Source organism: Micromonospora sp. NPDC049175 (genome assembly GCF_043197345.1).
Taxonomy (GTDB): domain Bacteria; phylum Actinomycetota; class Actinomycetes; order Mycobacteriales; family Micromonosporaceae; genus Micromonospora.
This window is the reverse complement of the sequence record NZ_JBICSY010000001.1, coordinates 824,392-846,733: the sequence shown is the minus strand read 5'-3', so window position 1 is coordinate 846,733 and position 22,342 is coordinate 824,392. Positions and strand designations below refer to the sequence as shown.

Below are 22,342 nucleotides of genomic sequence, written 5' to 3'. Positions count from 1 at the left end.
CGCCCCTCCGTGACGCCGCCCGGCGAATGTCGAGATCCGGCGTCACGGAGGGTAGCGTGTCGGCCGTGTTCCCTACCGTGCGTGAGGTCCTCGCCCTGGACCCGGTCCGCCACGGCGCGCCGCGCATGGTCGCCGGGGACGTCGGGCTGGACCGGCCGGTCCGCTGGGTGCACGTCGCCGAGGTGCCCGACATCGCCACCCTGCTCGGCGGCGGCGAGTTGGTGCTCACCACCGGCATCGGCCTGCCCGGGGACGACGCCGGGCTCCGCGCGTTCATCGGGGACCTGGCCGACGTCGGCGTCTCCGGCCTTGTCGTCGAGTTGGGGCGCCGCTACGTCAGCGGGGTGCCCCGGGTGATGGTCGCCGCCGCCGAACGGCGCGGGCTGCCCCTGGTGGAGCTGCGCCGGGCCACCCCGTTCGTGCGGATCACCGAGGCCGTGCACGCGCTGATCGTCGACGCGCAGCTCACCGAGCTGCGCGCCACCGAGGAGATCCACCAGCGCTTCAACGACCTGTCCGTCGAGGGCGCCGACACCGCCGAGGTGATCCGGCAGGCCGCCGAGCTGTCCGGTTGCCCCGTGGTGTTGGAGAACCTGTCCCGTCAGGTGCTCGGGTACGACCCGGCCGGGGAGAGCGCCGAGCTGCTGCTGGACGGCTGGGAGCAGCACTCCCGGCGGATCCGACCGGCCGGCCGGACCGCGTACGACCCGGACAGCGGCTGGTTGGTGACAGTCGTCGGCGCCCGCGGGCAGGACTGGGGACGGCTGTTGCTGCGCTGGCCGGCCAGCGGTGACGTGCCCAGCGCCCAGTCCAGCGAGCCGACCGCCGGCCCGCCCACCCGGTTGACAATCCTGATCGAGCGGGCCGCGTCCACCCTCGCGCTGGGCCGGTTGATCCGCCGCGACGCCGAAGGGCTGGAACGGCAGATCCACCGCACCCTGCTCACCGCGCTCCTCGACCACTCCCGACCGGTGGACGAGGTCGCGCTGCGGGCCAAGGCGCTCGGCGTGGCGCTCGACCGCCGGCACCTGGTGGGCGTGATGGTCCGACACCGGGCCGAGGACCCGGCCGGGGAGAGCGGACCCGAGGCCGCCCAGGCCCGGCTGCGGGACCTGTCCGAGGCGGTCGGCCAGGCACTGCGCGAGGCGAAAATGACCGCGCTCACCAGCGCGGTCGACGACAATTCGGTGGGCGTGCTGGTGGCCCTGACCGACCCGGCCGCCGAGGACCGCGCGCTGTCCGCGTTCGCCGGCGCACTGCGTCGAGTACGCCACGACGCCGGCGCCGGTCGCGCATCCTCCGGCGGCGAAGCCCCCCGATCAACGGCCGGCATCGACACGTCCCCGGTGCCGTCAGGTGTCGATGGAGCCCGAGGCGCTGGTCCGGGTGCCGTCATCGTGGCCGCCGGATCGGGGGTGAGCACCCTGCGGGAGGCCCGCCGGTCGCTCGTCGAGGCGCGGCAGATCGCCGAGGCGGCCACCCGGGACCGGCGTGACCTGGCGGTCTTCCGACTGCCGCACGTCGGCCTCGCGGGGCTGCTGCACCTGCTGCGCGACGAGCCACGGTTGCAGACCTTCGTGGAGCGCGAACTCGGCGCGCTGCTCGAGTACGACGCCCGCCACCCCCGGGAACGGCTGCTCGACACCCTTCGCACGTATCTGGAACAGGGCCGCAACAAGTCCGCCGCCGCCGCCGCCGCCCACCTGTCCCGACCGGCCTTCTACGAACGCCTGGCCCGCATCGCCCGCATCCTCGACGTGGACCTCGACTCGGTAGAGGCCAGCCTCTCCCTACACGTAGCCCTACTAGCCCTACAAGCAGTCCGAACCCCCTAACCCCCAGCCCGACCTCCGCCCGGCGCTGCGCCCCCGCCCCCACCGCGGGGGTGTGCGGGGGGCGGGGGGTGGGAGGGTGGGGTGGGTGGGGGTTAGGTGAGGGCGTTGAGGGCTTTGGCGTAGGTGGGGGGGATGTGGTTGGGGCCGCCCGGGGTGAAGACGTCCGAGTGGGCCACCGCGGACCAGGCTGTTGCCGGGACGGCGTCGACCAGGGCTCGGATCACCGGGGCGTCGCGCCACTGGTCCTGTTCGGCGAGCAGGCCGAGGGCCACCACCGACTCCTCGACCTCGCCCACGCACTCGAACGGCTTGTGCCCGTCCACGCCCAGCAGCTCGCGGTAGCCGGGGATCTGCGACTCGTCGGCGAGCAGGTCCCCGCCGAAGATGTGGGTGATCCGCTCACGCGGCATGAAGGGCGCCATGGCCAGGAAGACGAACCGGCACTTGGGGCAGTCGCGACACCAGCGCTCACTCGCGTCGCGCAGTTTGAACGCGGCGTTGCAACTGGTCACCACGTCGTCGTAGCGGGTGAACTCGGCGAACAGTCGCGCGATGTGCAGCTCGGACAGCGAGCGCAGCAGCGAGAAGTACGGTTCGGTCAGGCCGGCGTGCTCGGCCAGCGACGCCCGCAGCAGCCCCTCCGCCTCGACACCCTTGGACCACTGGTGGTTGATCTCGTGACCGTCCCAGACCAGGTTCGGGTCGGACGCCGAGCGCTCGTTGGACATCACCACCGGGCCCAGCCCGTGCAGCACCGCGGTCGCCACCGCGATCAGCGAGTTGATCGCGGTCACCGGGATGTGCCCGTTCAGCGCGCCGGCCGCGTTCAGGTCGAACAGCACCGGGTCGATCCGCCGACGGGCGGCAAGCGGGACCAGCCCGGACGCCTCGTTCACCGAGACGATCACGTGGTTCGGGTTGACCGAGAAGGGCACCGGGTCCAACTCGGCCCGGCGCAGCGCCTCCAGGCTGACGATCGAGTCCTTGCCGCCACCGACCGCCGAGAGCGGACGACGATCGGAGTCGTCGTAGACGCGCGGCGCGTCCGGCGAGCCGGCCGGCACCTCCGGGCGCAGGTGGAGCACGTGCGGCAGTTGGTTGCGGTACGCGTACTCGGCGAGGCCCTTGGTGTAGACGGCCGTGACGTAGTCGACGGTGGCCGCGCCCAGCGGCGTCGGCAGCACCAGCCGGGGCGGCGCGGCGGTCTTGTAGTAGCTGACCCCGGCGACCAGGTGCAGCACCTCCAGCACCCGGCCGAGGGTCGCCACCGTCTCGTCCGACGGCGGCTCCGCCGGCAGCGGAAGGGTGATCACCTCGGTGAACCGCTGCTCACCTGTCGGACCGGTGAGGGCGTAGTCGAACAACACCTCGCCGGTGGCGAAGTCGATCGAGTAGGACGGAAAGGTGAAGGCGTCCATCCGCCGGAGCTGCTCGTTGGGCACACGCCATACTAGGCCCTGGTTCGTCCGGCCGTGTCCGGACCGGGCCCGCCCCGCTGCCGCCGCGACCCCCGAGGAGAGCCCAGTGCGCCTGTCTGACCTGCGCGGACGTACCGTCGCCGTCTGGGGCACCGGCCGGGAGGGGCGGGCCGCTGTGACCGCCATCGCCGCGCACGGCCCGGCCGGGCTGGTCGCCGTCGACGACAGCGCCAACTTCCTGTCGCTGCCCTGGGACGGCCCGCTGGCCGAGGCGGCGCCGCTTGTCACAGGTGAGGCGGGCTTCGAGCGGCTGGCCGCCGCCGACGTGGTGGTCCGGTCCCCGGGCGTGCCGCAGACCCACCCGTGGCTCGTCGAGCTGCGCCGACGGGGGGTCCCGGTCACCCAGGGCACCGCGCTGTGGATGGCCGACCACGCCGCGCGCACCGTCGGGGTCACCGGCAGCAAGGGCAAGAGCACCACCTCCAGCCTGATCAGCCACCTGCTCACCGCGACGGGCCGGCCGAACGTCTTCGGCGGCAACATCGGAGTGCCGACCCTGGACCTGCCCGAGGCGGAGCTGTACGTGCTGGAGCTGTCCAGCTACCAGTGCAGCGACCTCACCGACTCGCCCCGGGTGGCGGTCGTCACCGCGCTCTTCCCCGAGCACCTGGACGCGCACGGCGGGGAGCGGGAGTACTACCGGGACAAGCTCAACCTGCTCGCCCACGACCCGCAGACGATCGTGGTCAACGGCGGCGACCCCCGGCTCGCCGCCGAGCTGGGGGAGCTGCCGGCGGTCCGGGCGGGTCGCCCCGACACCACCCACGTGGCACCCGGCATCGACGGTACGCCGTGGTTCCACCTCGGTGACCAGCCGCTCTTCCCGCGCGCCGTACTGCCGCTCGTCGGCCGGCACAACGAGGGCAACCTGTGCGTCGCGCTCGCCGTGCTCGACGCGCTCGGCATCGACGTGGTGGCCGGCAAGGACCACCTCGCCGTCGCGGTCGCCGAGTTCCAGGGGCTGGCCCACCGGCTCACCGAGATCACCGACCCGTCCGGGTTGACCTTCGTCGACGACACCCTGGCCACCAGCCCGTACGCGGCCATGCACGCCATCGACGCGTACGACGGGAGGCCGTTGACGGTGATCGTCGGGGGCAACGACCGGGGTCTGGACTACACCCCGTTGGCCGAGCACCTGGCCGAGCGGGAGTTGACGGTCATCGGGATCCCGGACAGCGGGCCCCGCATCGTCGAGGTGCTCGCCGGCCTGCCGAAGGTGCGTACCGAACTTGTCGACGACCTGGTGGACGCGGTGCGACTGTCCCGGGAGGTGACCCCGGCCGGCGGGGTGGTGCTCCTGTCGCCGGCCGCGCCCAGCTACGGCCGGTTCCGCAACTTCGAGCACCGCTCCGAGGTCTTCGCCCAGGCCGTCGCCGACACCGTCGGCTGAGTCCGGCTCAGGGGACGCCGGCTGGCTGAGCCTGTCCCAGCGGACGCCGCTGGCTGTCAGGGTGCGGGCAGGCGGGCGTGCAGGGCGCGCATCGAGCGGATCGCCGAGCGGATCTCCTGGAGGTAGCGCCCCGGCGTGAGGGTCTGCTCGGGGAGGACCGCCAGGTCGCCCAGCGCCGGGTCCACGCCGACGGTGTCGATGCCGCACCCGTACGGCAGGGCCAGGGTGCGCAGCGCGTCGCAGTGCTGGAACGGCACGTAGATCGGCGCGGTGACCATCAGTATCTGGTCGCCCGGGGCGACCCGCGCGTGCCCGGCCCAGAAGCGCTGCGTGTCGGCGGTGTGAGCGCGCCGCCGCTGCGGTTCGCTGGACGGCGCGGCCAGCACCCGTACCGGTGGCAGGCCCGCCGGCCGGTAGGTCCGCGACGACCAGGAGTGGTGCGGGTGGCCCGCGTCGACGCCGGCCCGCTCGCTGGGGGCAGCCACCCCGAACAGCCGCCGGACCGCCGTGTCCAGCACGTCCACCTCGGTGTCGTCGGCGGGCAGGCCGGCATCGGCGAGCGTGCGCCGTTCCCAGTCCGACAGCGGCCGGAAACTACCCAGTACGGCGACCTCGCCGGTCACCCGCAGGCCGGCACGCAGCAGGTGCGCGGCGTAGGCGACCCGGCGCACACACGCGTGCGCCAGACCGCCGAGGACAACCAGGTGGGCGTACGTCTCTCGGGTGGGCGGCACCGGCCGGACCAGGCCGAGCCCCGCCGCCGCGGCGAGCACCAGCTCGGCGGTCTCGGGGTCGAGGTCCGGCTCCCGGGCCTCGGGCCGTTCCCGGCCACCCCGGAAGTCCCAGTGCGTCGCCGAGAACTCGTCGAGAAACCGCAGCACCTCGGCCAGGTCACCGTCGGGCCAGGTGCCGCCGAAACGGGCGACCAGGGCCCGGACCGGGTCCGCGCCCACCCAGCGGGCGACGCCGGCGGCCGGGTCGCCCGGCGCACCGACAGGCAGCGGTACGGGCAGCTCGGGCACCGCAGGATCGTACCGGGGCGGCGTTGTCGTCCCGTCGTACGCTGACCTCAGTCGGCGCCCGGGAGGTACCTCGATGTCCGATCTGCTGCGCCGCCCCCGTGCCGGCCGGATCGCCTCGGCGGGTGGATTCGTTCGACTGCTGGCACACACCGATCCGGTCGCGTTGGTCGGCATCCTGCTGTCCCTCTCGCTCTCCGTGACGCTGGACCTGACCAACGCGGCAACCGGGGTGGAGTCGCTGCTGGCGGGACTGATGGGCACCACCATCTCGCTGCTCGTCGACTCGCTGGCCCGCGCCGAACGCCGGTTCCACCTGCGGACCCTCCTGGAAGGGCCGCACTGGCTGGTCCACGCGGTGCCGGAGGTGGTCACCGGCAGCCGGGAGACCGTCGAGCGGTACCCGGGCACCCGGGTGGCCGACGAGGCCCGACGTCGCTTCGAGCGGTTGCGGGCCGAGACCGAACAGCTACGCGTCGGCCGGATCATCCGGCCCGGCGGCGACTGCCAGGACCTGCTCGGCGGCACCCGCGAGTGCGTACGGCGGTTGGACGCGGTGACGAACGTGATGCCGAGAGCCAGCGGCGAACTGAGCTGGTGGCGCGGCGAGATCGGTCGGCACTACTGGGCGGCGAACACCGAGGCGCTGGCCCGGGGCGTACGGATCACGCGCGTGTTCCTGCACGCCGGCCTCAGCGACGAGCTGACCGAGCTGGTGCGGGCCCAACGCCGGGCCGGGGTGCGGGTGGGTCTGTTGCCGTGGGGCGTGGTCGACGCCTCCCGGCACGTCAACCTGACCCTGTGGGACGGCACCGCGTGCTGGGAGGGGCGGATGAGCGCGCACGGCGAGATCACCGAGAACCAGTTCTCCCTGAACGCCGGGGACCTGGCCCGGCTGACCGACGTCTTCGAGGCCTGCGTCGAGGCGGCGACCTTCCTCGACTGATCGCGACGTCGGTTGACTGCTGATCGCGGCGCCGGCTGACCGCTGATCGCTGATTGCGACGTTGGCTGACGACGACGTTGGCTGACCGCGACGTCGCCTGTGACGACGACCGGAGGGTGGGCCGCCGATGACCGTCCAAGCCGTACTGCTGGTGACCGCGGTCGTCTGGGCGGTCAGTCTGATCCGGTCGGTGCGGATGCGCGCGCTGGTCTACAGTCTCCCGCTGCCGATGACGCTGGCCCTGGTCAGCACCGGGCACCAGGTGCAGGGCGCGCAACTGCTCGGGGTGCTCGGCCTCAACCTGTTCTTCGTCGTCGTGGCGGTCACGCACCACCGGCTGCGCTGGCCGATTCTGATCGCTGACGCGGCCGGGATCATCGGGTACGTGGCGCTCAGCGCGGGCCTGCTCGCCGTACCGGTGCCGTTCTGGCCAGCGCTGGCCGGCACGGTGGCGCTCTGGGTGGTGACGATGCTGTTGCTGCGCCGACAACACCCTGCGACGACAACGCCGCAGACGATCGTGCCGCCGCCGCCGCCGATCGTGCCGCCGCCGACCGTGCCGCCGCCGACCGTGCAGCCGCCGACCGTGCCGCCGCCGATCGTGCCGCCGCCGACCGTCCCCCAAGCGGGGGCTGTCGCATCGTCGGCCGTGCCGTGGATGGGGGCCGTGCCGCAGGTGGGGGCTGTGCCGCCGGTGGGGGCTGTGCTGCCGGCGGGGGCTGTGCCGTCGGCGGGGGCTGTGCTGCCGGCGAGGGCTGTGCCGTCGATGGGAGCTGGGGCCACGGTGGTGGCAGGCACGCGAACCCGGCTGCCGGCGGCGGTCAAGCTGCTGGTGATCCTGGTGGGTGCGACGCTCACCGGGCTGCTCGGCGAGCTGCTGCGCGCGATGGTGGTGACCTTTCCGTACTCCGGGGTGCTGGTGGCCATCGAAGGCCGCCGCGACCTGGTGGCGTTCACCCGGCACTTCGCCCGCAACAGCCTGGCGCTCGTCGGCTTCCTGGCGGCGTACCACGTCTGGCAGGACACCTCGACGGCCGCCGCGCTGGCGGCCGGCTGGGTGGCGTTCGCGGCGCTGGCGGTGGCGCTGCACGCTGTCGGTCGTGGGAGACGTTGGGGTTGAACCGGGGTGCCGAGGGCGGGCAGAACCTACTCGTCGTGCGGGAGGACGCCCGATGGAGGTGGTCGACGCCGGCACCCACTTCCAGCTCTTCCTCCGGGTAGCGCGTCCGAATTCGATCAGTGCCGCGATCGTGCTGCCGCGATTGCGGCGACTCCCGACGACTCCCGCCCACCCCGCCCGTGCGTCGCACGCACCCGCGAGCGTCCAAGATCCGCGCAACTACGGTGAAACTGCTGCCTCGCGCGGTGCTGAGGCAGCAGTTTCACCGAAAGTGCGCGGATCTTGCGCCTCGGTCGAGGGGTGGCCGAGGGGCGTGGAGCGGCGGGTGTGGGGCTTTGGGTGGGCGCGGGGCGACCGCAGGGGCCTTGATCGTGCTCGATCCAGGATGTTGTGGCCTCCTGGCGCGAGGTGGGGACTGTAACCATGATCGAGCGTGATCATGGGCGTGCGTCGCGGAGCGTGGCGCGGCGCGCGGTCGGGGCTTCAGGTGGTGGGGAACAGGCGGGCGTGCAGGGCTGCCGGGTCGGTGACCTCGGGCAGGTCGCGGGCGGCGAGCCAGGCCGCGGCGGCGGCACCGTCGCCGGCGGTACGCAGTGGCGCGTTCGGCCAGTGCCGGGCGACCTCGGTTCGGACGGCGGCGGCCAACGGGGTGTCCGCGGTGAGTAGTCCGCCGCCGAGCACGACGGGTGTCGTCGCGTCGGCGGGGCGGATTCGGCTCACGCTTTCGGCCAGGTGGGCTGCGGCCTCGGCGATCAGTGCGACGGCTACGGGTTCGCCGTGGCCGGCGGCGGTGACGACAAGTGGGGCGAGTTGGGCCAGTTCGATGGGGGCTCGGCGGGTGACGGTCTGGATGACGGCGTCCACGGTGGCCCGGGGGCGGGCGGCGATCTCGGCGCTGCCCAGCAGTTCGGTGAGCACCGCCGTGGCGAGCGGCCCGGGTGTGCGGCCGACGTCGAGGTCGGCGAGCAGCCGGCGTACCGACTCGCGGCCGAGCCAGTAGCCCGAGCCGGTGTCGCCGAGGAGCCAGCCGTGACCGTCGGCGATGCGGTCGAGCCGCAGGTCGTGGACCTGTGCGGTGATCGCGCCGGTGCCGGCGATGAGCACGGTTCCGTCGGGTGCGGCGCTGCCGGAGGCGTAGGCGACAAGTGCGTCGCTGTGCACCGCGTACGGGCAGCGTAGGCCGGCGTCGTGCCAGGCCTGGTCGAAGGCCGCCCGGCCGGCGGGGTCGGCGAGCAGCCGGCCCGCCCCGGCCAGCCCGATGGTGCCGGCGACCACACGTGTCGGATCGAGGTCGGCGAGCGCCCCGCGGAGCGCGGTCAACAGCTCGGCGGCGGCCCGTTCGGCGCCGTGACTTGTGGGGTTGCCACCGCCGGCGCGACCGGTGCCGACACGGTCCCCGGTGAGGGTCAGGGCGGTCGCCCGGGTGGACGTGCCGCCGACATCGAGACCGATCACGAGGGTGTCGGGCATCGGCACGGAGCCTCCTTGGTTGGTACGGCGACTGGGCCTGTTCATGCTGGTCGGCGACGTGTTGCGGGGCAAGTTTCGACGGGCGCAGCGGGCTGTGCGCCAGGTAACAGTTTGAAAACTTCGCCCACAGTCTTGACACGGAGGGGCGTTCAGTAAGAACTTTTACCACTAACAGTTAACAGTCTTTTCGGAAAGCTGAGGCGACTCATGGTTGATCACGAGGTGGACACCGCCGCGGGGACCGCGGTGGTCGACGCCGACGCGATCGATCGTAGGAACTCGCCCTCCGACGGAGTGTTGGCGCGGGTTCGCAACGGGCTCGCCGAGTTGACCGGCGCGCTGCGGCGCGTCGCCGAGCATGTGCTGAGCGACCCGGAGGCCGCCGCCCGATCCACTATCGTCGAGTTGGCCGAGCGCAGCGGCACCTCACCGGCCACCATCACCCGCTTCTGCCGGGCGATGGGCTTCGAGGGGTACGCCGACCTGCGGCTGGGCATCGCCTCCGAGACTGGTCGGGCCCGCTCCGCCGGCTGGACCGTCGACATCGGACGGGAGATCCAGCCGAGCGACCCGCTCGCCCGGGTGCTCGACCAGATCATGGCCGCCGACACCCGGGCCATGCACGACACCGCCACCCTGCTCGACCTGAGCGAGGTGGAACGGGCCGCCGTGGCGATCGCCGGGGCCAGCAGGGTGAACATCTTCGGCGCGAGCGGCAGCGCGCTCGTCGGCGAGGAGATGCAGTTCAGCCTGCACCGCATCGGCGTGGCCGCGTGGGCATGGAACGACATACACGAGGGGCTGGCCAGCGCCGCGTTGCTGCGCAGCGGGGACGTGGCGCTGGGCATCTCGCACACCGGGCAGACCCGGGAGACGATCGAGATGCTCGCCGAGGCGGGCAGCCGGGGCGCCACCACGCTCGCGCTCACCGGCTTTCCGCGCTCACCGTTGGCCGAACTGGCCGACATCGTGCTGCTCACGGCCAGCCAGGCCACCACCTTCCGGCCGGACGCCCTCTCCGCCCGGCACCCCCAACTGGTGGTGCTGGACCTGCTCTACATCGCCGTCGCCCAACGTACGCACGACCGCGCCCACGCGGCCTTCCGGCGGACCGCGCAGGCCGTCGACGGCCACAAGGCAGCGAAGGGAACCCTGTCATGATCAGCGCCCAGGGGTACGCGGACGCCGTCCGCCCGGTGCTCGACCGCCTGCTCGACTCGGAGGCGGACGGGATCAGCAGAGCAGCCGACCTCATCGCCGACAGCCTGCGCGACGGCGGGGTGCTCCAGGCGTTCGGCGCCGGGCACTCCGAGGCGTTCGCCGCCGAGCTGGTGGCCCGGGCCGGAGGGCTGGTCCCCACCAACCGGCTCTCGCTGCGGGACCTGGTGCTGCACGGTGACGCCCCGCGTGACGTGCTCGCCGACCCGAAGCTGGAACGCGACCCCTCGATCGCCCACCAGATCTACGCGCTCGCGGCGCCGCAGCCGCGTGACGTGTTCGTGGTGGCGTCCCAATCCGGCATCAACGGCTCGGTGGTAGAGCTGGCGGCGCTGGTCACCGAGCGCGGTCATCCGTTGATCGCGGTCACCTCGGTCGAGCACACGGCACGGGTCGCTCCACGGCATCCGTCCGGTCAGCGGCTCGCCGACCTCGCCGACGTCGTGCTGGACAACGGCGCGCCGTACGGCGATGCACTGCTGCCGCTCGAGGGCGGCGGCGCGGTCTGTGCGGTCTCCTCGGTCACCACGGCGCTGCTGGCGCAGCTGCTGACCGCGGAGGTCGTACGACGGTTCCACCAGGCCGGAGAGGTGCCCCCTATCTACCTCTCCGCCAACGTCCCCGGAGGGGACGAGCACAACATCGCCCTCGAGTCGCGGTACGCCGGGCGACTCCGGCGTACCGCCTGACCCGAATTCCACAAGGAGAGACGACGATGTCGATTACCCCCGAACACCCGGCCGCGCTCGACCGTCGCACGGTGCTGCGTCGCGCCGCCGCCGTGGGCATGCTCGCCACTCCGGCCATCGGCCTGCTCAGCGCCTGCGCGACGAGCAGCGGCGACAAGGAGACCGAGCAGGTCGGCGGTGGCACCAAGAGCGAGAAGAACCCGCTCGGCGTCAAGGAGGACGCCGCGATCGAGGTGATCATCTTCAACGGCGGTTACGGCGAGAAGTACGCCACCGACGTGCACGAGCCGCTCTACAAGACGGCGTTCCCCAAGGCGGAGGTGAAGCACCAGGCCACCCAGGCGGTGTCCACGGTGCTCCAGCCGCGGTTCGCGTCCGGCAACCCGCCGGAGTTCGTGAACAACTCGGGCGAGAAGCTGATGGACTTCGGCGCGCTGGTCAACGACGGCCAGCTCCAGGACCTCACCGAGCTGTGGGACGCCCCGTCGGTGGACGACCCGAGCAAGAAGGTCCGCGACACAGTGGTGCCGGGCACCGTCGAGGCGGGTTCGTTCAACGGCAAGCCGTTCGTCCTGTACTACGTCTCCACCGTCTTCGGCATCTGGTACTCGGGCAAGCTGTTCAAGGACAACGGCTGGGCGCCCGCGAAGACCTGGGACGACTTCATCGCCCTGCTCACCAAGATCAAGGCCAAGGGCATCACCCCGTACGGCTACGCCGGGTCGAACGCGGCCTACTACCAGTGGAACGTCATCCTCACCCAGGCTGCCAAGATCGGCGGCACCGATGTGCTGAAGAACATCGACAACCTGGAGGACGGCGCCTGGAAGCAGGACGCGATCAAGCAGGCCGCCACGGCGTGGGCCGAGGTCGGGGCGAAGTTCAGCGACAAGAGCTTCGAGGGTCTCAAGCACACCGACGTGCAGCTGCGGCAGAACCAGTACAAGGTCGCCCTGTACCCCAGCGGTGACTGGCTGGAGGGTGAGCAGAAGCAGGACACCCCGGCCGGCTTCGACTACCAGCTCATGCCGGTGCCGAGCCTGACCGCGTCGGACAAGCTGCCGGCCACGGCACTGCGGGCCACCGCGGGTGAGGGCTACTTCGTCTCGGCGAAGAGCAAGAACCCCAAGGGCGGCCTGGAGTACATGCGTCAGATGCTGTCCAAGGCGGGCGCGAAGGGCTTCACCGAGGTGGTCAAGGCCCCTACCGTGGTCACCGCCGGCTCGGACGGCTTCGCCTTCCCGCCCGGTGTGGCCAGCTCGCAGGCCGCGCTCAAGGCGGCCGGCCAGGACGTGTTCAACCTGTACTTCGACGGCTGGTACAAGGAGCTCGACACGGAGGCGCGGACCGCCACCAACGAGCTGATGTTCGGCCGGATCAACGCGGACGCCTTCGTGGAGCGGATCCAGAAGCGCGCCGACGCGATCAAGAAGGACACCTCGGTCGCCAAGTTCAAGCGCTGATCGATCGGAGCTAGGGTCATGCGGCACGGCAAATACCCATTCGTGATCGGGTTCCTGTTCGCCCCGGTCGCGCTGTACGTGACCTTCGTGATCTGGCCGTACGCGCAGGCGTTCCAGATCTCGATGACCAACTGGCGGGGGCTGTCGGCCCCGCGGTACGTGGGCTTCGACAACTTCCGGAGGTTGTTCGACGACGGCGCCTTCTGGAAGGCGGTCCAGCACCACGGCGTACTGCTCCTTGCCCTGCCGCTGATCACCATCGCCATCGCGTTGTTCTTCGCCTTCCTGCTCAACGTGGGCGGCAAGAGCAGCGGCGGTCAACGCCAGGGGGTCTGGGGGTCGAAGTTCTACCGGGTGGTGTTCTTCTTCCCCCAGGTCCTGGCGGTGGCCATCATCGCGGTGCTGTTCCAGACCGTGTACCGACCCAACGAGTCCGGCCTGATCAACGGCGTACTGATGAAGCTCGGGCTGGATCCGGTCCTGTTCCTCATCAAGCCGAACCTGGCGCTCTGGTCGATCATCGCGGTGCTGGTCTGGCAGGCCGTCGGCTTCTACGTGGTGCTCTTCTCGGCCGGAATGGCCTCCATCCCGGGTGAGATCTACGAGGCCGCGGAGATGGACGGGGCGAGCAAGGTGACCCTGTTCTTCCGGGTCACCCTGCCGCTGCTCTGGGACACCCTCCAGGTGGCCTGGGTCTACCTCGGCATCGCGGCGTTCGACTGCTTCGCCATCGTCTCGGTGCTCTCGATCGATGCCGGTGGACCGGACGGCGCGACGACCGTGCTGGCCGTGGAGATCTACCGCAACGCCTTCACGTACCAGAAGTACGGCTACGCCTCGGCCATGGGTGTGGCGCTGTTCTTCCTCACCATCACGTTCGCGGCGTTGACGCTGCGGCTCACCAAGCGGGAAAGCGTGGAGTACTGATGAACCCGCAGTCGACGCTGCCGCCGACACCGGCGGCGCTACCGCCGAAGACCGGCGACCCGAAGGCCTCCGGCGGACGGGGAGGCCGGAGCCCCCGCTCCGAGGTACGGCTCTTCGCCGGCCTGGGGCACATCGCGCTCGCCGTGTGGGCGGTGATCGTGATCGTGCCGATCCTCTGGACCTTCCTCGCCGCGTTCAAGAACACCAGCGAGATCTTCAGCAGCCCGTGGACGCTTCCGGCGGAGCTGCGCTGGGAGAACTTCGGACGGGCCTGGACCAAGGCGAGGGTCGGCCGGTACTTCCTGAACAGCGTGATCGTGGTCGGGGGCAGCACGGTCCTCACCATGCTGCTCGGCTCGATGGCGGCGTACGTGCTGGCCCGCTACCGGTTCTGGGGCAACCGGGCGATCTACTACCTGTTCGTCTCCGGCTTGGCGTTCCCGGTCTTCCTGGCGCTGGTGCCGCTCTTCTTCGTGGTGAAGCAGCTCCACCTGTTGGACACCCACCTCGGCGTGGTGCTTGTCTACTCCGCGTACTCGTTGCCGTTCACGGTGTTCTTCCTGGCCGCGTTCTTCAAGACGCTGCCGTCGTCGGTGGCCGAGGCGGGGTTGATCGACGGCTGCGGGCACACCCGGCTGTTCTTCCAGGTGATGATGCCGATGGCGAAGCCGGGCCTGATCAGCGTGGCGATCTTCAACATCATCGGTCAGTGGGCGCAGTACCAGCTCCCGCTGGTGCTGCTCTCCAGCGAGGACAAGTGGGTGCTCACCCAGGGCATCGCACAGATCTCGGTGAACGCCGGCTACGAGGCGGACTGGTCCGGGTTGTTCGCCGCGCTGACCCTCGCCATCCTCCCCATGATCGTCGTGTACGCGGTCTTCCAACGCCAAATCCAGGCCGGCCTCACCGCGGGCGCCGTCAAGTAGCAGGTCACCTCGGGCGCTCGTCGGCCCGACTGTGCCAGGAGCGCCAGAGTGCCGAGTACGCCCCACCGGCAGCCACGAGGTCGTCGTGGCTGCCGATCTCGGTGATCCGACCGTCGGCCAGTACGGCGACCCGGTCGGCGTCGTGCGCGGTGTTGAGCCGGTGCGCGATCGCGATGACGGTCCGCCCGACCAGCACGGCGGCCAGCGCCCGTTCGGTACGGCGGGCGGTGCTCGGGTCGAGCGCGGCGGTCGCCTCGTCGAGGATCAGCGTGTGCGGGTCGGCGAGCACCAACCGGGCCAGCGCGAGCTGCTGCGCCTCGGCGGCGCCGAGCTGCCGGGCTCCGTCGCCGAGCTGGGTGTCCAGGCCGTCGGGCAGCGCGGCACACCAGTCGGCGCCCACCGTGCCGAGCGCGGCGCGCATCTGCTCGTCCGACGCGTCCGGCGCGGCGAAGGCGAGGTTGTCGCGTACCGAGCCGATGAACACGTGGTGCTCCTGCGTGACCAGGGCGATTCGCCGTCGACGCTCGGCGGGGTCGAGGTCGGTGACCGGGCAACCGCCGATGCTGACCACGCCGTGGCGGGGCGCGTCGATCCCGGCCAGCAGCCGGGCCAGGGTGGACTTGCCGGCGCCCGACGGACCGACGACGGCCAGCCGCTCACCCGGCTGCACCTCCAGGTCGATGCCGTGCAGCACGTCCGGCCCACCGGAGTAGGAGAACCGCGCCCCCTGGACGACGACCCGTTCGCCACGTGACGTCGCCGCCCGACCGGGTGGCTCCGGCGGGACCATGCCGACGCCGAGCACCCGGGCGTACGACGCGAAACCCCGCTGCGCCTGCTCGGTCCACTGCAACATCCGGTCCATCGGGTCGATCGCCTGTTGCAGGTAGAGCGCGGCGGCGACCACCGCGCCGAGGGTGACCTGGCCCCGGGAGAGCAGGTAGCCGCCGACGAGCAGGACCAGGGCGATCGGCAGCGGGTAGCTGGCCTCGACGACGGAGAAGAACACCGTACGCAGCCGCAGGGTCGCCCGTCGGGCCTGCCACAACCGGGTGATCCGGTCGGTGCCGTGCCGGATCCGGTCGTCGGTCAGCCGCAGCGCCTCCACGGTGCGCGCGCCCGCGGCGGTGGTGGTCAGCGTCTCGGTCAACTCGGCCGCCGCCGCGCCCTCGGTGAGGTAGGCGGGACTGGCGCGGTGCAGGTACCAGCGGAGGGCCGCCACGATCGACGGGAGCCCGGCCAGCGCCGCCAGGCCGAGCAGCGGGTGCAGCAGGAAGATCGCCCCGAACAGCAAGGTCAACTGCACCGAGGAGATGACGATCGTGGGCACCACGTCCCGCACCGTGGTGCCGATCGTCGACACGTCCACCGAACTGCGGGTGGCCAGGTCGCCGGAGCCGGCGCGCTCGACGACCGAGACGGGCAGGCCGAGAGTCCGGGAGACGAACTCCTCCCGCAGCTCGGCGATGGCCCGTTCACCGAAGCGGTGGCCGGCGTACTGGGCGTAGCGGGAGAGCAACGCGCTGACCAGGACGCAGCCGGCGATGGCCAGCGCCAGCCGGTCCACTGTGGCCACTCCGGCGCCCGCGGTGACCCGGTCGACGATGGTGCCCAGCAGCCACGGCGGGGCGAGCCCGGCGACCGCGGCAGCGGCGTGCAGCGCCAGCACGACACCTACCGCGCGGCGATGCCGGCTGATCATCTCGCGCAGGGCACGACGGACGGTGCTCCGGTCGGCCACCGGCAGCCGGCTCACCGGTAGACCTCCTCGGTGTCGGTGGGCTGGTCGAGATCCGCGCTGCCCCGGGACACCAGGCGCCGGTAGTCGGCGTCGGAGTCGAGCAGGTCGGCGTGGCTGCCGGTGGCGGCGATCCGGCCGGCGCTCAGGTACGCGACCAGGTCGGCCCGGCCGAGCAGCAGCGGCGAGGTGGCGATCACCACAGTCGTCCGCCCGGCCCGCGCGGCACGCAGCCGTTCGGCGATCCGCGCCTCGGTGTGCGCGTCCACCGCCGAGGTCGGGTCGACGAGGATCAGCACCTCCGGCTCGGCGAGGAGCGCCCGGGCCAGGCGGACCCGTTGGCGCTGACCGCCGGAGAGGGTCCGGGCCCGGGCGTCCAGCGGGGTGTCCAGCCCGGCGGGCAGGGCGTCGACGATGTCGTCCGCCGAGGCGGTCCGCAGGGCCACCGGGATCCGTGTGTCGTCGGCCCCGGGGCGCAGCACGTCCCGCAGTGCACCGGCGAAGAGGTACGAGTCGTGGTCGGCGACCAGGATCCGGGAGCGGACCTCGTCCAGGGCGACGGCTGTCAACGGCACGCCACCCCAGGTGGCGTCGCTGACGGCGTACCTGCCGAGCCGGTCGGCCAGCGCCACGGCCGCCGCCGGGTCGTCGGCGGCCACCCCGGTCAGCCGGCCGGCGGGCACGGTCAGACCGGTCTCCGGGTCGTGCAGGTCGGCGGGGTCGGCCGGCGCGGGCCGGGCACCCGGCCGGCGTGCGTCGGGCACCGAGCCCGACCACCGGCGACCCGGGCCGCCGACCTCGTCCGGGAGCACGGTGAGCAGGTCGACGATCCGTCGGGCGGCGACCCGCCCTCGGATCAGCTGGTGGCTGCCCTCCAGCAGGAACCAGACCGGCACGATCAGGGTCGCCACGTAGCCGTAGACGGCGACCAGCTCGCCGATCGTGACGGCGCCGGTCACCGCCATCCGAGCCGTCAGCCACACCACCGCGGCCAGGAACAACCCGGGGATGGCGACGGTCGCCGCGTCGATCCAGCTGTTCACCGCGCCGACCCGGTAACCCTCGGCGCGCAGGTCCTGGGATCTGTCCACGTACCGCCGGGCGAACAGGTCCCGCCCACCCACCCCGGCGAGCACCCGCAGCCCCGCCACGATGTCCCCGGAGCGGGCGGTGAGCGCGCCCTGCTGCCGGCGGTAGACCGATTCGGCCCGCTCCAGGCGGCGCAGCAGGGGGCCGACGACCAGGCCGACCGCCGGCACTCCGAGCAGCACGCAGAGCGCCAGCAGCGGGGAGATCGACCAGAGCACCACGGCGATGATCCCGTAGGCGACGACCGCGCCGAAGCCCGGACCGGTAATCGTCAGCACCTGCGCGGACCAGTCGATGTCGGAGCCGCCGATGGTGGACACCTCGCCCGCGCCGATCCGGCGCGGCAGCACCGCGCCGATCCGGGACAGGTGGCGCAGCAGCACCTCCGCCGAGCGCGCCTTGGCGTCCTCCCGGATGAAGGTCATCGTGCGGTGCCGCATGATGCCGAGGTAGGACAGGGCCACCCCGGCGACGACGATCGACGCGACCCAGAACGCCAGGGCCCGCGTGTCACCCGTGCGCAGCCCGTCGTCGACGGCCCGGTAGATCAGATAGGGCCGGGCGGAGAGCCCGATCATCCAGGCCGTGCCGATCAGGCTGCCGCGCAGCACCCGCCAGGGTTGGCAGCGGACCAGCCACCACAGGTATCGCATCGGACCCCGGGTGTCGGGGGTGCCAGGGTCGGAGTGCGGGATCTGCGAGGGCACCTGACCACGCTACCGAGCGTCTCCGACACCCGGCCGACCCGACGCCGGTGAGGTGCGCCTCCGTTTCTGTCGCAAGGGGGAGGCAGAATCACGTTCGTGCTGGTGGCGGTGGTGTCCGACGAGCGAGGTGGGGGAGTGCTGTGCTCCCTGGGTGTCGACGGTCGTCCGGCGGGCCCGGCCGAGGCCGTCGTCGACCTGGCCGCCGCGGTCGCCGCCCGCGAGGCCGCCGAGCATCCGCGGTGGGTCTGGTCCACCGCCACCTCCGTCTACCCGCCGCTGCTGCGAGCCGGGGTCCGGGTCGACAGGTGTCACGACGTGGAGTTGACCGAGGCGTTGCTGCTCGGGCAGGCCGGCCGCTGGGGTGAGCCGCGCTCACTTGCCGCGGCCTGGGCCCGGCTGACCGGCGCGTCGGTGCCACCCGACCCACCACCGCGCGCCGCCGCGCCCCCCGGGCACGGCCAGGGCGCGCTCTTCGACACACTGCCCGGCCCGTCGGGGCCGGGCATCGACGCACTGATCCGGGTGTACGCCGATCAGCTCGCCCGCATCGCCGCGACCGAGCACCCGGGCCGGTTCCGGTTGCTGGTGGCCGCCGAGTCGGCTGGCGCGCTGATCGCGGTGGAGATGGGTGCCGCCGGGCTGCCGTGGCGTGCCGACGTGCACGACCAGATCCTGCACGAACTGCTCGGTGACGCGTCCCCGGTCGGTGGCCCGCCACGCCGGCTCGCCGAGCTGGCCGCCCGGATCGCCGACGCGTTCGGCGTACGCCGCCTGCACGCCGACTCCCCGGCGGAGCTGTTGAAGGCGTTCGCCCGGGCCGGGGTGGAGCTGCCCAACACCCGGGCCTGGGTGCTGCGCGGGGTCGACCATCCGGCGGTGCCGTTGCTGCTGGAATACAAGGAGCTCTACCGGATCTGGACGGCGCACGGCTGGTCCTGGCTCGAGCAGTGGGTGCGCGACGGGCGGTTCCAGCCGGAGTACGTGCCGAGCGGGGTCGTCTCCGGCCGCTGGGCGACCCGGGGCGGTGGCGCGTTGCAGATCCCGAAGGTGATCCGCCAGGCGGTGGTGGCCGATCCGGGCTGGCGGCTGGTGGTCGCCGACGCCGGCCAGTTGGAGCCGCGGGTGCTGGCGGCGGTGTCCGGCGACGCCCGGCTGGCGGCGGCGGGCGGGGCCGGCGACCTCTATGCCGCGCTGGCGCGTGACTCGTTCGGCGGTGACCGGGCCAAGGCCAAGGTGGCGCTGCTCGGCGCGATGTACGGGCAGACCGGTGGCGCGGCGGTGCCCGCGTTGGCGGTGCTCAAGCGCAGCTACCCGACGGCGTTCGGTCACGTCGAGGCGGCGGCGCGCACAGGTGAGGCGGGTGGGTTGGTGCGGTCGTGGCTGGGACGGACGTGTCCGCCCGGCTCGGTGGGGTTCGGCGATCCCGACGACGCGCCTTCCGATCCGGACGGTGCGGCCGACCCCCACGGTCCCCGGGCTCGTGCCGCGCGATCCCGGGGCCGCTTCACGCGCAACTTCGTCATCCAGGCGACCGCTGCCGAGTGGGCCTCCACCTTGCTGGCCACGCTGCGCACGGAGTTGGCCGGCACCGACGCGGAGTTGGTCTTCTTCCAGCACGACGAGGTGGTCGTGCACGCGCCCGCCGCGCAGGCGGAGGCGGTCGCCGAGGCCGTGACCCGGTGCGGCGAGCAGGCCTCCGCGTTGCTCTTCGGTGCGACGCCGGTCCGGTTCCCGCTTGATCTGTCCATCGTGGACTGCTACGCCGACGCGGCCTGACCCGCGCCTGTCGTCGGGTGGCCGCGCCACCGCCCTCGGACGATCGGTGTCACCGGCGGTGGGGGCCGCGCCGCGACACCGGCCCGGTTAGCCTCACCGCTAGCGTCGCGTTGCCGTCGGAACGAGGGAGGTGTGCCATGGTCGCCGGAATCGCCCGTCACCTGGCCGGGATGGTCGTCGCCTGGTTGGTGTTCGTCGCCGAGGCGATCGTGGGTTACCTCGGTCTGCTGGCGTACGCGGTGGCCACCGGGTCCGACCTGGGCGGCCCCCTGGCCGGGCTGTTGCTCGTGCTGATCGCCGCGGTGCTCGGCGTGGCGCTGGTTCCGCTGCTCTTCCTACCGGCGGTGGCGGTCGCGGAGGCTGCCGGCCGGCGACCGGGGACCGGCCGGGTGGTGGCGGTGGCCGCGCCCGTCGCGGTCGTGCTGGCCGCCGCGTACGCCGTGGTCGGGGCGATCGTCACGCGGGTGCCTGCCGAGTACGTGCCCCTGGTCGCGGTGATCGCCGCGCTGATCGTCCTCGCGCCGGTCGTGCTGTACGCGCTCACCGCGCGCGGCGTCGGTTGGGTGGCCCGGCGGGTGCCCCGGCAGTGGGGCGGCTCGGCGGTCGCGCTGTCTCCGGAGGCGGGCTGACCGCCGCTCGACGGCGAGTGGACTCCCGCTGGCCGACGACACGACGTCGGCCGGCGCTCGGCATCCTCCGGCTACGGCGGGAGATGCCGAGCGTGTAACGGTTGTGCTATTTCTCCTTTTCGCCCCGCTACTCTCGGCCGGCCGTCCTCGTTGCAGTGTCCGTAGGAGGGGGCGGATCGGTCGCGGTCGCTCCCACGCTTGAGGGGGCACAGCTGAACGGGATCGCAGGAATGATCATCGCCGCGGGCGGGGGCCGACGGATCGGTGGTCCCGAGGCGCTGCTGCACCAGGGCGAGAAGCCACTGGTCAACCAGATGATCGACACGATGACCGAGGCGGGCTGCGAGCAGATCGTGGTCGTGCTGGGCGCCGCCGCTGAGCAGGTCCGGGAGACCGCCGACCTGGGCGGGGTCACCGTCGTCATCAACAAGGCGTGGGGCACCGGGGTCGGCTCGTCCATCCGGGCCGGCCTGGCCGCCATGGACGACAAGGGGATCGAGGCGGTGGTGGTGGTTCCGGTGGACATGCCCGGACTGACCGCCGTCGCCGTCCGGCGGGTGGCCGCGCTGCCGTACCCCGATGTGTTGGTCTGCGCCACCTACGAGGGGCTGCGCGGCTATCCGATGCTCTTCGGCCGCCGGCACTGGTCCGGCATCGCCACGCTGGCCAGCGCCGACGTGGGCGCCCGACCGTACCTGCTGGCGCACAAGGACCAGATCGTCGACATCGCGTGCGACTCGGTGGCCGACGGCAGTCGGGTCGACACCCCGGCGTTGATGGAGTTCTACGGGCTCACCGTCCCGCCGCAGCGCGTCGAGGTGTAGACCGCCGACCGGCGGTGTCAGCGCGGCGGGCGCGTGGTGGCCCGTGCCACGACGTGCCACCGGTGCCGCGTCGAGTCGGCGGTGGGGAGCCCGAGCGCCACGCGTGCGCAGTGGGTGCCCTGGTCGCGCAGGGACTGGGCCAGGGTGGTCAGCCCGGCGTCCGCCGCCGCGTCCGCGTCGTCCCAGCCGGTCAGGGTCAGGTCGTCGGGTACGCGCAGGCCAGCTCGTACGGCGGCGCGCAGGGCGCCGAGGGCGAGTTCGTCACTCATCGCGGCGATGGCGTCCGGTGGCTCGGCGCCCCGGAGCAGCTCCAGAGCGAAGGTCTCCCCTTCGCCGCCGCGGTTGACCGGGCAGATGGCCAGTCGCAGGTGGCCGGCCGGATGACCCGCGTGCGTCCAGGCGTCGCGGAAACCCTCCCACCGGTGGCGGGTGACCGGGAACCGCACGTCGACCACGTCGTCGCCGGTGAGCAGTTGGCGGGTGCGGTCGCGGTCGAGCGGAAAGCCGAGCACGACTGGACGTAGGGCGTCGGCGAACGCGATCTGCCCGATCGCGGTGGCCGCCGCTCGGTCGTCGATGCCGATCACCGGCATGCCCCGCCCGTGCGGGCCGGCGTGGACCACTGCGGGCAGGCCGGTGTCGGCGACGGCGTCCAGGACGGGATCGTCGTCGCTCGTGGTCCAGACGACGAACCCGTCCACGGCTGCCTGCGCGACGCGCTGGGCGTCGGTGGGCGCTCCCGTGATCGGGACCAGGGTGAGTCCGACGCCCTCCGCGGCACACACGTCGGAGACCCCCGCGAGGAAGCGCGCCGCCTGCGGATCGTCGAAGGCGTAGCTCAACCGCTCGCCGAGCACGACACCGAGGGTGCCGACCCGCCCCCGACGCAGCCCACGGGCGGCCGGGTGCGGCCCGGGATAGCCCAGCTCCCGCGCCGCCGCGCGCACCTTCGCCGCGGCCTCGGCGGAAACCCTCCCGGGCTGGGAGTACGCGTAGGAAACCGTCATCGGCGAGACGCCGGCGGCGCTCGCCACCTGGCGCAGCGTCGGCCGTTTGGGGTTGTCCGCGGGGCGGTTCATGGCACAGACTCTATCT

18 protein-coding genes are annotated in these 22,342 nt (G+C 72.5%); 12 read left to right on the top strand and 6 right to left on the bottom strand.

Features of this window, described 5'->3' with window-relative positions; genetic code table 11:
* Positions 1–56 precede the first annotated feature (56 nt).
* Positions 57–1,835 (top strand): PucR family transcriptional regulator, encoded by a 1,779-nt coding sequence (locus ACGFH8_RS03455; protein ID WP_393362748.1) that lies wholly within the window; start codon positions 57–59, stop codon positions 1,833–1,835.
* A 92-nt stretch (positions 1,836–1,927) separates the two neighbouring features.
* Here the strand turns inward: ACGFH8_RS03455 and ACGFH8_RS03450 are convergent, their stop codons facing one another.
* Positions 1,928–3,277, bottom strand: coding sequence for a hypothetical protein (locus tag ACGFH8_RS03450; protein ID WP_393362746.1), 1,350 nt, complete (start codon positions 3,275–3,277; stop codon positions 1,928–1,930).
* 82 nt (positions 3,278–3,359) lie between these two features.
* Between ACGFH8_RS03450 and murD the strand changes: the two genes are divergently transcribed.
* On the top strand, positions 3,360–4,706 hold the full coding sequence (gene murD, locus ACGFH8_RS03445; RefSeq protein WP_393362743.1) for a UDP-N-acetylmuramoyl-L-alanine--D-glutamate ligase: 1,347 nt from the start codon (positions 3,360–3,362) through the stop codon (positions 4,704–4,706).
* Positions 4,707–4,762: 56 nt separating this feature from the next.
* On the opposite strand, the gene ACGFH8_RS03440 is transcribed toward murD, so the two are convergent.
* Entirely contained in the window at positions 4,763–5,728 is a 966-nt protein-coding gene (locus tag ACGFH8_RS03440; protein WP_393362741.1) for a hypothetical protein, read from the bottom strand.
* A gap of 73 nt (positions 5,729–5,801) precedes the next feature.
* Between ACGFH8_RS03440 and ACGFH8_RS03435 the strand changes: the two genes are divergently transcribed.
* Positions 5,802–6,671: a hypothetical protein gene (locus tag ACGFH8_RS03435; protein ID WP_393362738.1), complete on the top strand. Its 870-nt coding sequence runs from the start codon at positions 5,802–5,804 to the stop codon at positions 6,669–6,671.
* A gap of 127 nt (positions 6,672–6,798) precedes the next feature.
* Positions 6,799–7,791: a hypothetical protein gene (locus ACGFH8_RS03430; RefSeq protein ID WP_393362736.1), complete on the top strand. Its 993-nt coding sequence runs from the start codon at positions 6,799–6,801 to the stop codon at positions 7,789–7,791.
* Between the two features lie 483 nt (positions 7,792–8,274).
* On the opposite strand, the gene ACGFH8_RS03425 is transcribed toward ACGFH8_RS03430, so the two are convergent.
* Positions 8,275–9,261, bottom strand: a complete 987-nt coding sequence (locus ACGFH8_RS03425; protein WP_393362733.1) for an N-acetylglucosamine kinase — start codon at positions 9,259–9,261, stop codon at positions 8,275–8,277.
* A gap of 207 nt (positions 9,262–9,468) precedes the next feature.
* Here ACGFH8_RS03425 and ACGFH8_RS03420 point away from each other — a divergent pair, with 207 nt between their 5' ends.
* The 5 genes from ACGFH8_RS03420 to ACGFH8_RS03400 are packed head-to-tail and all read left to right on the top strand — an operon-like array spanning position 9,469 to position 14,484.
* Entirely contained in the window at positions 9,469–10,422 is a 954-nt protein-coding gene (locus tag ACGFH8_RS03420) for a MurR/RpiR family transcriptional regulator (protein WP_393362730.1), read from the top strand.
* Positions 10,419–11,168 (top strand): sugar isomerase domain-containing protein, encoded by a 750-nt coding sequence (locus ACGFH8_RS03415; protein WP_393362727.1) that lies wholly within the window; start codon positions 10,419–10,421, stop codon positions 11,166–11,168. Before ACGFH8_RS03420 ends, ACGFH8_RS03415 begins: the two co-directional genes overlap by 4 nt.
* Positions 11,169–11,194: 26 nt before the next feature.
* The gene (gene ngcE / locus ACGFH8_RS03410) at positions 11,195–12,631 is read left to right on the top strand and encodes an N-acetylglucosamine/diacetylchitobiose ABC transporter substrate-binding protein (protein WP_393362724.1); all 1,437 of its coding nucleotides are present in this window, start codon (positions 11,195–11,197) and stop codon (positions 12,629–12,631) included.
* Between the two features lie 18 nt (positions 12,632–12,649).
* Positions 12,650–13,558, top strand: a complete 909-nt coding sequence (locus ACGFH8_RS03405) for a carbohydrate ABC transporter permease (RefSeq protein WP_393362721.1) — start codon at positions 12,650–12,652, stop codon at positions 13,556–13,558.
* Positions 13,558–14,484, top strand: coding sequence for a carbohydrate ABC transporter permease (locus ACGFH8_RS03400; RefSeq protein ID WP_393362718.1), 927 nt, complete (start codon positions 13,558–13,560; stop codon positions 14,482–14,484). Before ACGFH8_RS03405 ends, ACGFH8_RS03400 begins: the two co-directional genes overlap by 1 nt.
* A gap of 4 nt (positions 14,485–14,488) precedes the next feature.
* Here the strand turns inward: ACGFH8_RS03400 and ACGFH8_RS03395 are convergent, their stop codons facing one another.
* Both ACGFH8_RS03395 and ACGFH8_RS03390 read right to left on the bottom strand, forming a co-directional pair.
* Entirely contained in the window at positions 14,489–16,186 is a 1,698-nt protein-coding gene (locus tag ACGFH8_RS03395; RefSeq protein ID WP_393364469.1) for an ABC transporter ATP-binding protein, read from the bottom strand.
* 50 nt (positions 16,187–16,236) lie between these two features.
* Positions 16,237–17,964 (bottom strand): ABC transporter ATP-binding protein, encoded by a 1,728-nt coding sequence (locus ACGFH8_RS03390; RefSeq protein ID WP_393364466.1) that lies wholly within the window; start codon positions 17,962–17,964, stop codon positions 16,237–16,239.
* 120 nt (positions 17,965–18,084) lie between these two features.
* Here ACGFH8_RS03390 and ACGFH8_RS03385 point away from each other — a divergent pair, with 120 nt between their 5' ends.
* The 3 genes from ACGFH8_RS03385 (at position 18,085) to ACGFH8_RS03375 (ending at position 21,247) form a co-directional block, all read left to right on the top strand.
* Positions 18,085–19,794: a bifunctional 3'-5' exonuclease/DNA polymerase gene (locus tag ACGFH8_RS03385; RefSeq protein ID WP_393364463.1), complete on the top strand. Its 1,710-nt coding sequence runs from the start codon at positions 18,085–18,087 to the stop codon at positions 19,792–19,794.
* 137 nt (positions 19,795–19,931) lie between these two features.
* Positions 19,932–20,423 carry a hypothetical protein gene (locus tag ACGFH8_RS03380; RefSeq protein WP_393362715.1) on the top strand — a complete coding sequence of 164 codons (492 nt, stop codon included), beginning with the start codon at positions 19,932–19,934 and terminating at the stop codon, positions 20,421–20,423.
* A 230-nt stretch (positions 20,424–20,653) separates the two neighbouring features.
* The gene (locus tag ACGFH8_RS03375; RefSeq protein WP_393362713.1) at positions 20,654–21,247 is read left to right on the top strand and encodes an NTP transferase domain-containing protein; all 594 of its coding nucleotides are present in this window, start codon (positions 20,654–20,656) and stop codon (positions 21,245–21,247) included.
* A gap of 17 nt (positions 21,248–21,264) precedes the next feature.
* Here ACGFH8_RS03375 and ACGFH8_RS03370 read toward each other — a convergent pair whose 3' ends face one another.
* Positions 21,265–22,326, bottom strand: coding sequence for a LacI family DNA-binding transcriptional regulator (locus ACGFH8_RS03370; protein ID WP_393362710.1), 1,062 nt, complete (start codon positions 22,324–22,326; stop codon positions 21,265–21,267).
* Positions 22,327–22,342: the final 16 nt, after the last annotated feature.

Coding starts and splice junctions, on each gene's coding strand:
- ACGFH8_RS03435 (WP_393362738.1), top strand. CDS start 5,802: ATGTCCGATCTGCTGCGCCGCCCCCGTGCCGGCCGGATCGCCTCGGCG.
- ACGFH8_RS03430 (WP_393362736.1), top strand. CDS start 6,799: ATGACCGTCCAAGCCGTACTGCTGGTGACCGCGGTCGTCTGGGCGGTC.
- ACGFH8_RS03425 (WP_393362733.1), bottom strand. CDS start 9,261: ATGCCCGACACCCTCGTGATCGGTCTCGATGTCGGCGGCACGTCCACC.
- ACGFH8_RS03420 (WP_393362730.1), top strand. CDS start 9,469: ATGGTTGATCACGAGGTGGACACCGCCGCGGGGACCGCGGTGGTCGAC.
- ACGFH8_RS03415 (WP_393362727.1), top strand. CDS start 10,419: ATGATCAGCGCCCAGGGGTACGCGGACGCCGTCCGCCCGGTGCTCGAC.
- ngcE (WP_393362724.1), top strand. CDS start 11,195: ATGTCGATTACCCCCGAACACCCGGCCGCGCTCGACCGTCGCACGGTG.
- ACGFH8_RS03405 (WP_393362721.1), top strand. CDS start 12,650: ATGCGGCACGGCAAATACCCATTCGTGATCGGGTTCCTGTTCGCCCCG.
- ACGFH8_RS03400 (WP_393362718.1), top strand. CDS start 13,558: ATGAACCCGCAGTCGACGCTGCCGCCGACACCGGCGGCGCTACCGCCG.
- ACGFH8_RS03395 (WP_393364469.1), bottom strand. CDS start 16,186: ATGATCAGCCGGCATCGCCGCGCGGTAGGTGTCGTGCTGGCGCTGCAC.
- ACGFH8_RS03390 (WP_393364466.1), bottom strand. CDS start 17,964: ATGCGATACCTGTGGTGGCTGGTCCGCTGCCAACCCTGGCGGGTGCTG.
- ACGFH8_RS03380 (WP_393362715.1), top strand. CDS start 19,932: ATGGTCGCCGGAATCGCCCGTCACCTGGCCGGGATGGTCGTCGCCTGG.
- ACGFH8_RS03375 (WP_393362713.1), top strand. CDS start 20,654: ATGATCATCGCCGCGGGCGGGGGCCGACGGATCGGTGGTCCCGAGGCG.
- ACGFH8_RS03370 (WP_393362710.1), bottom strand. CDS start 22,326: ATGAACCGCCCCGCGGACAACCCCAAACGGCCGACGCTGCGCCAGGTG.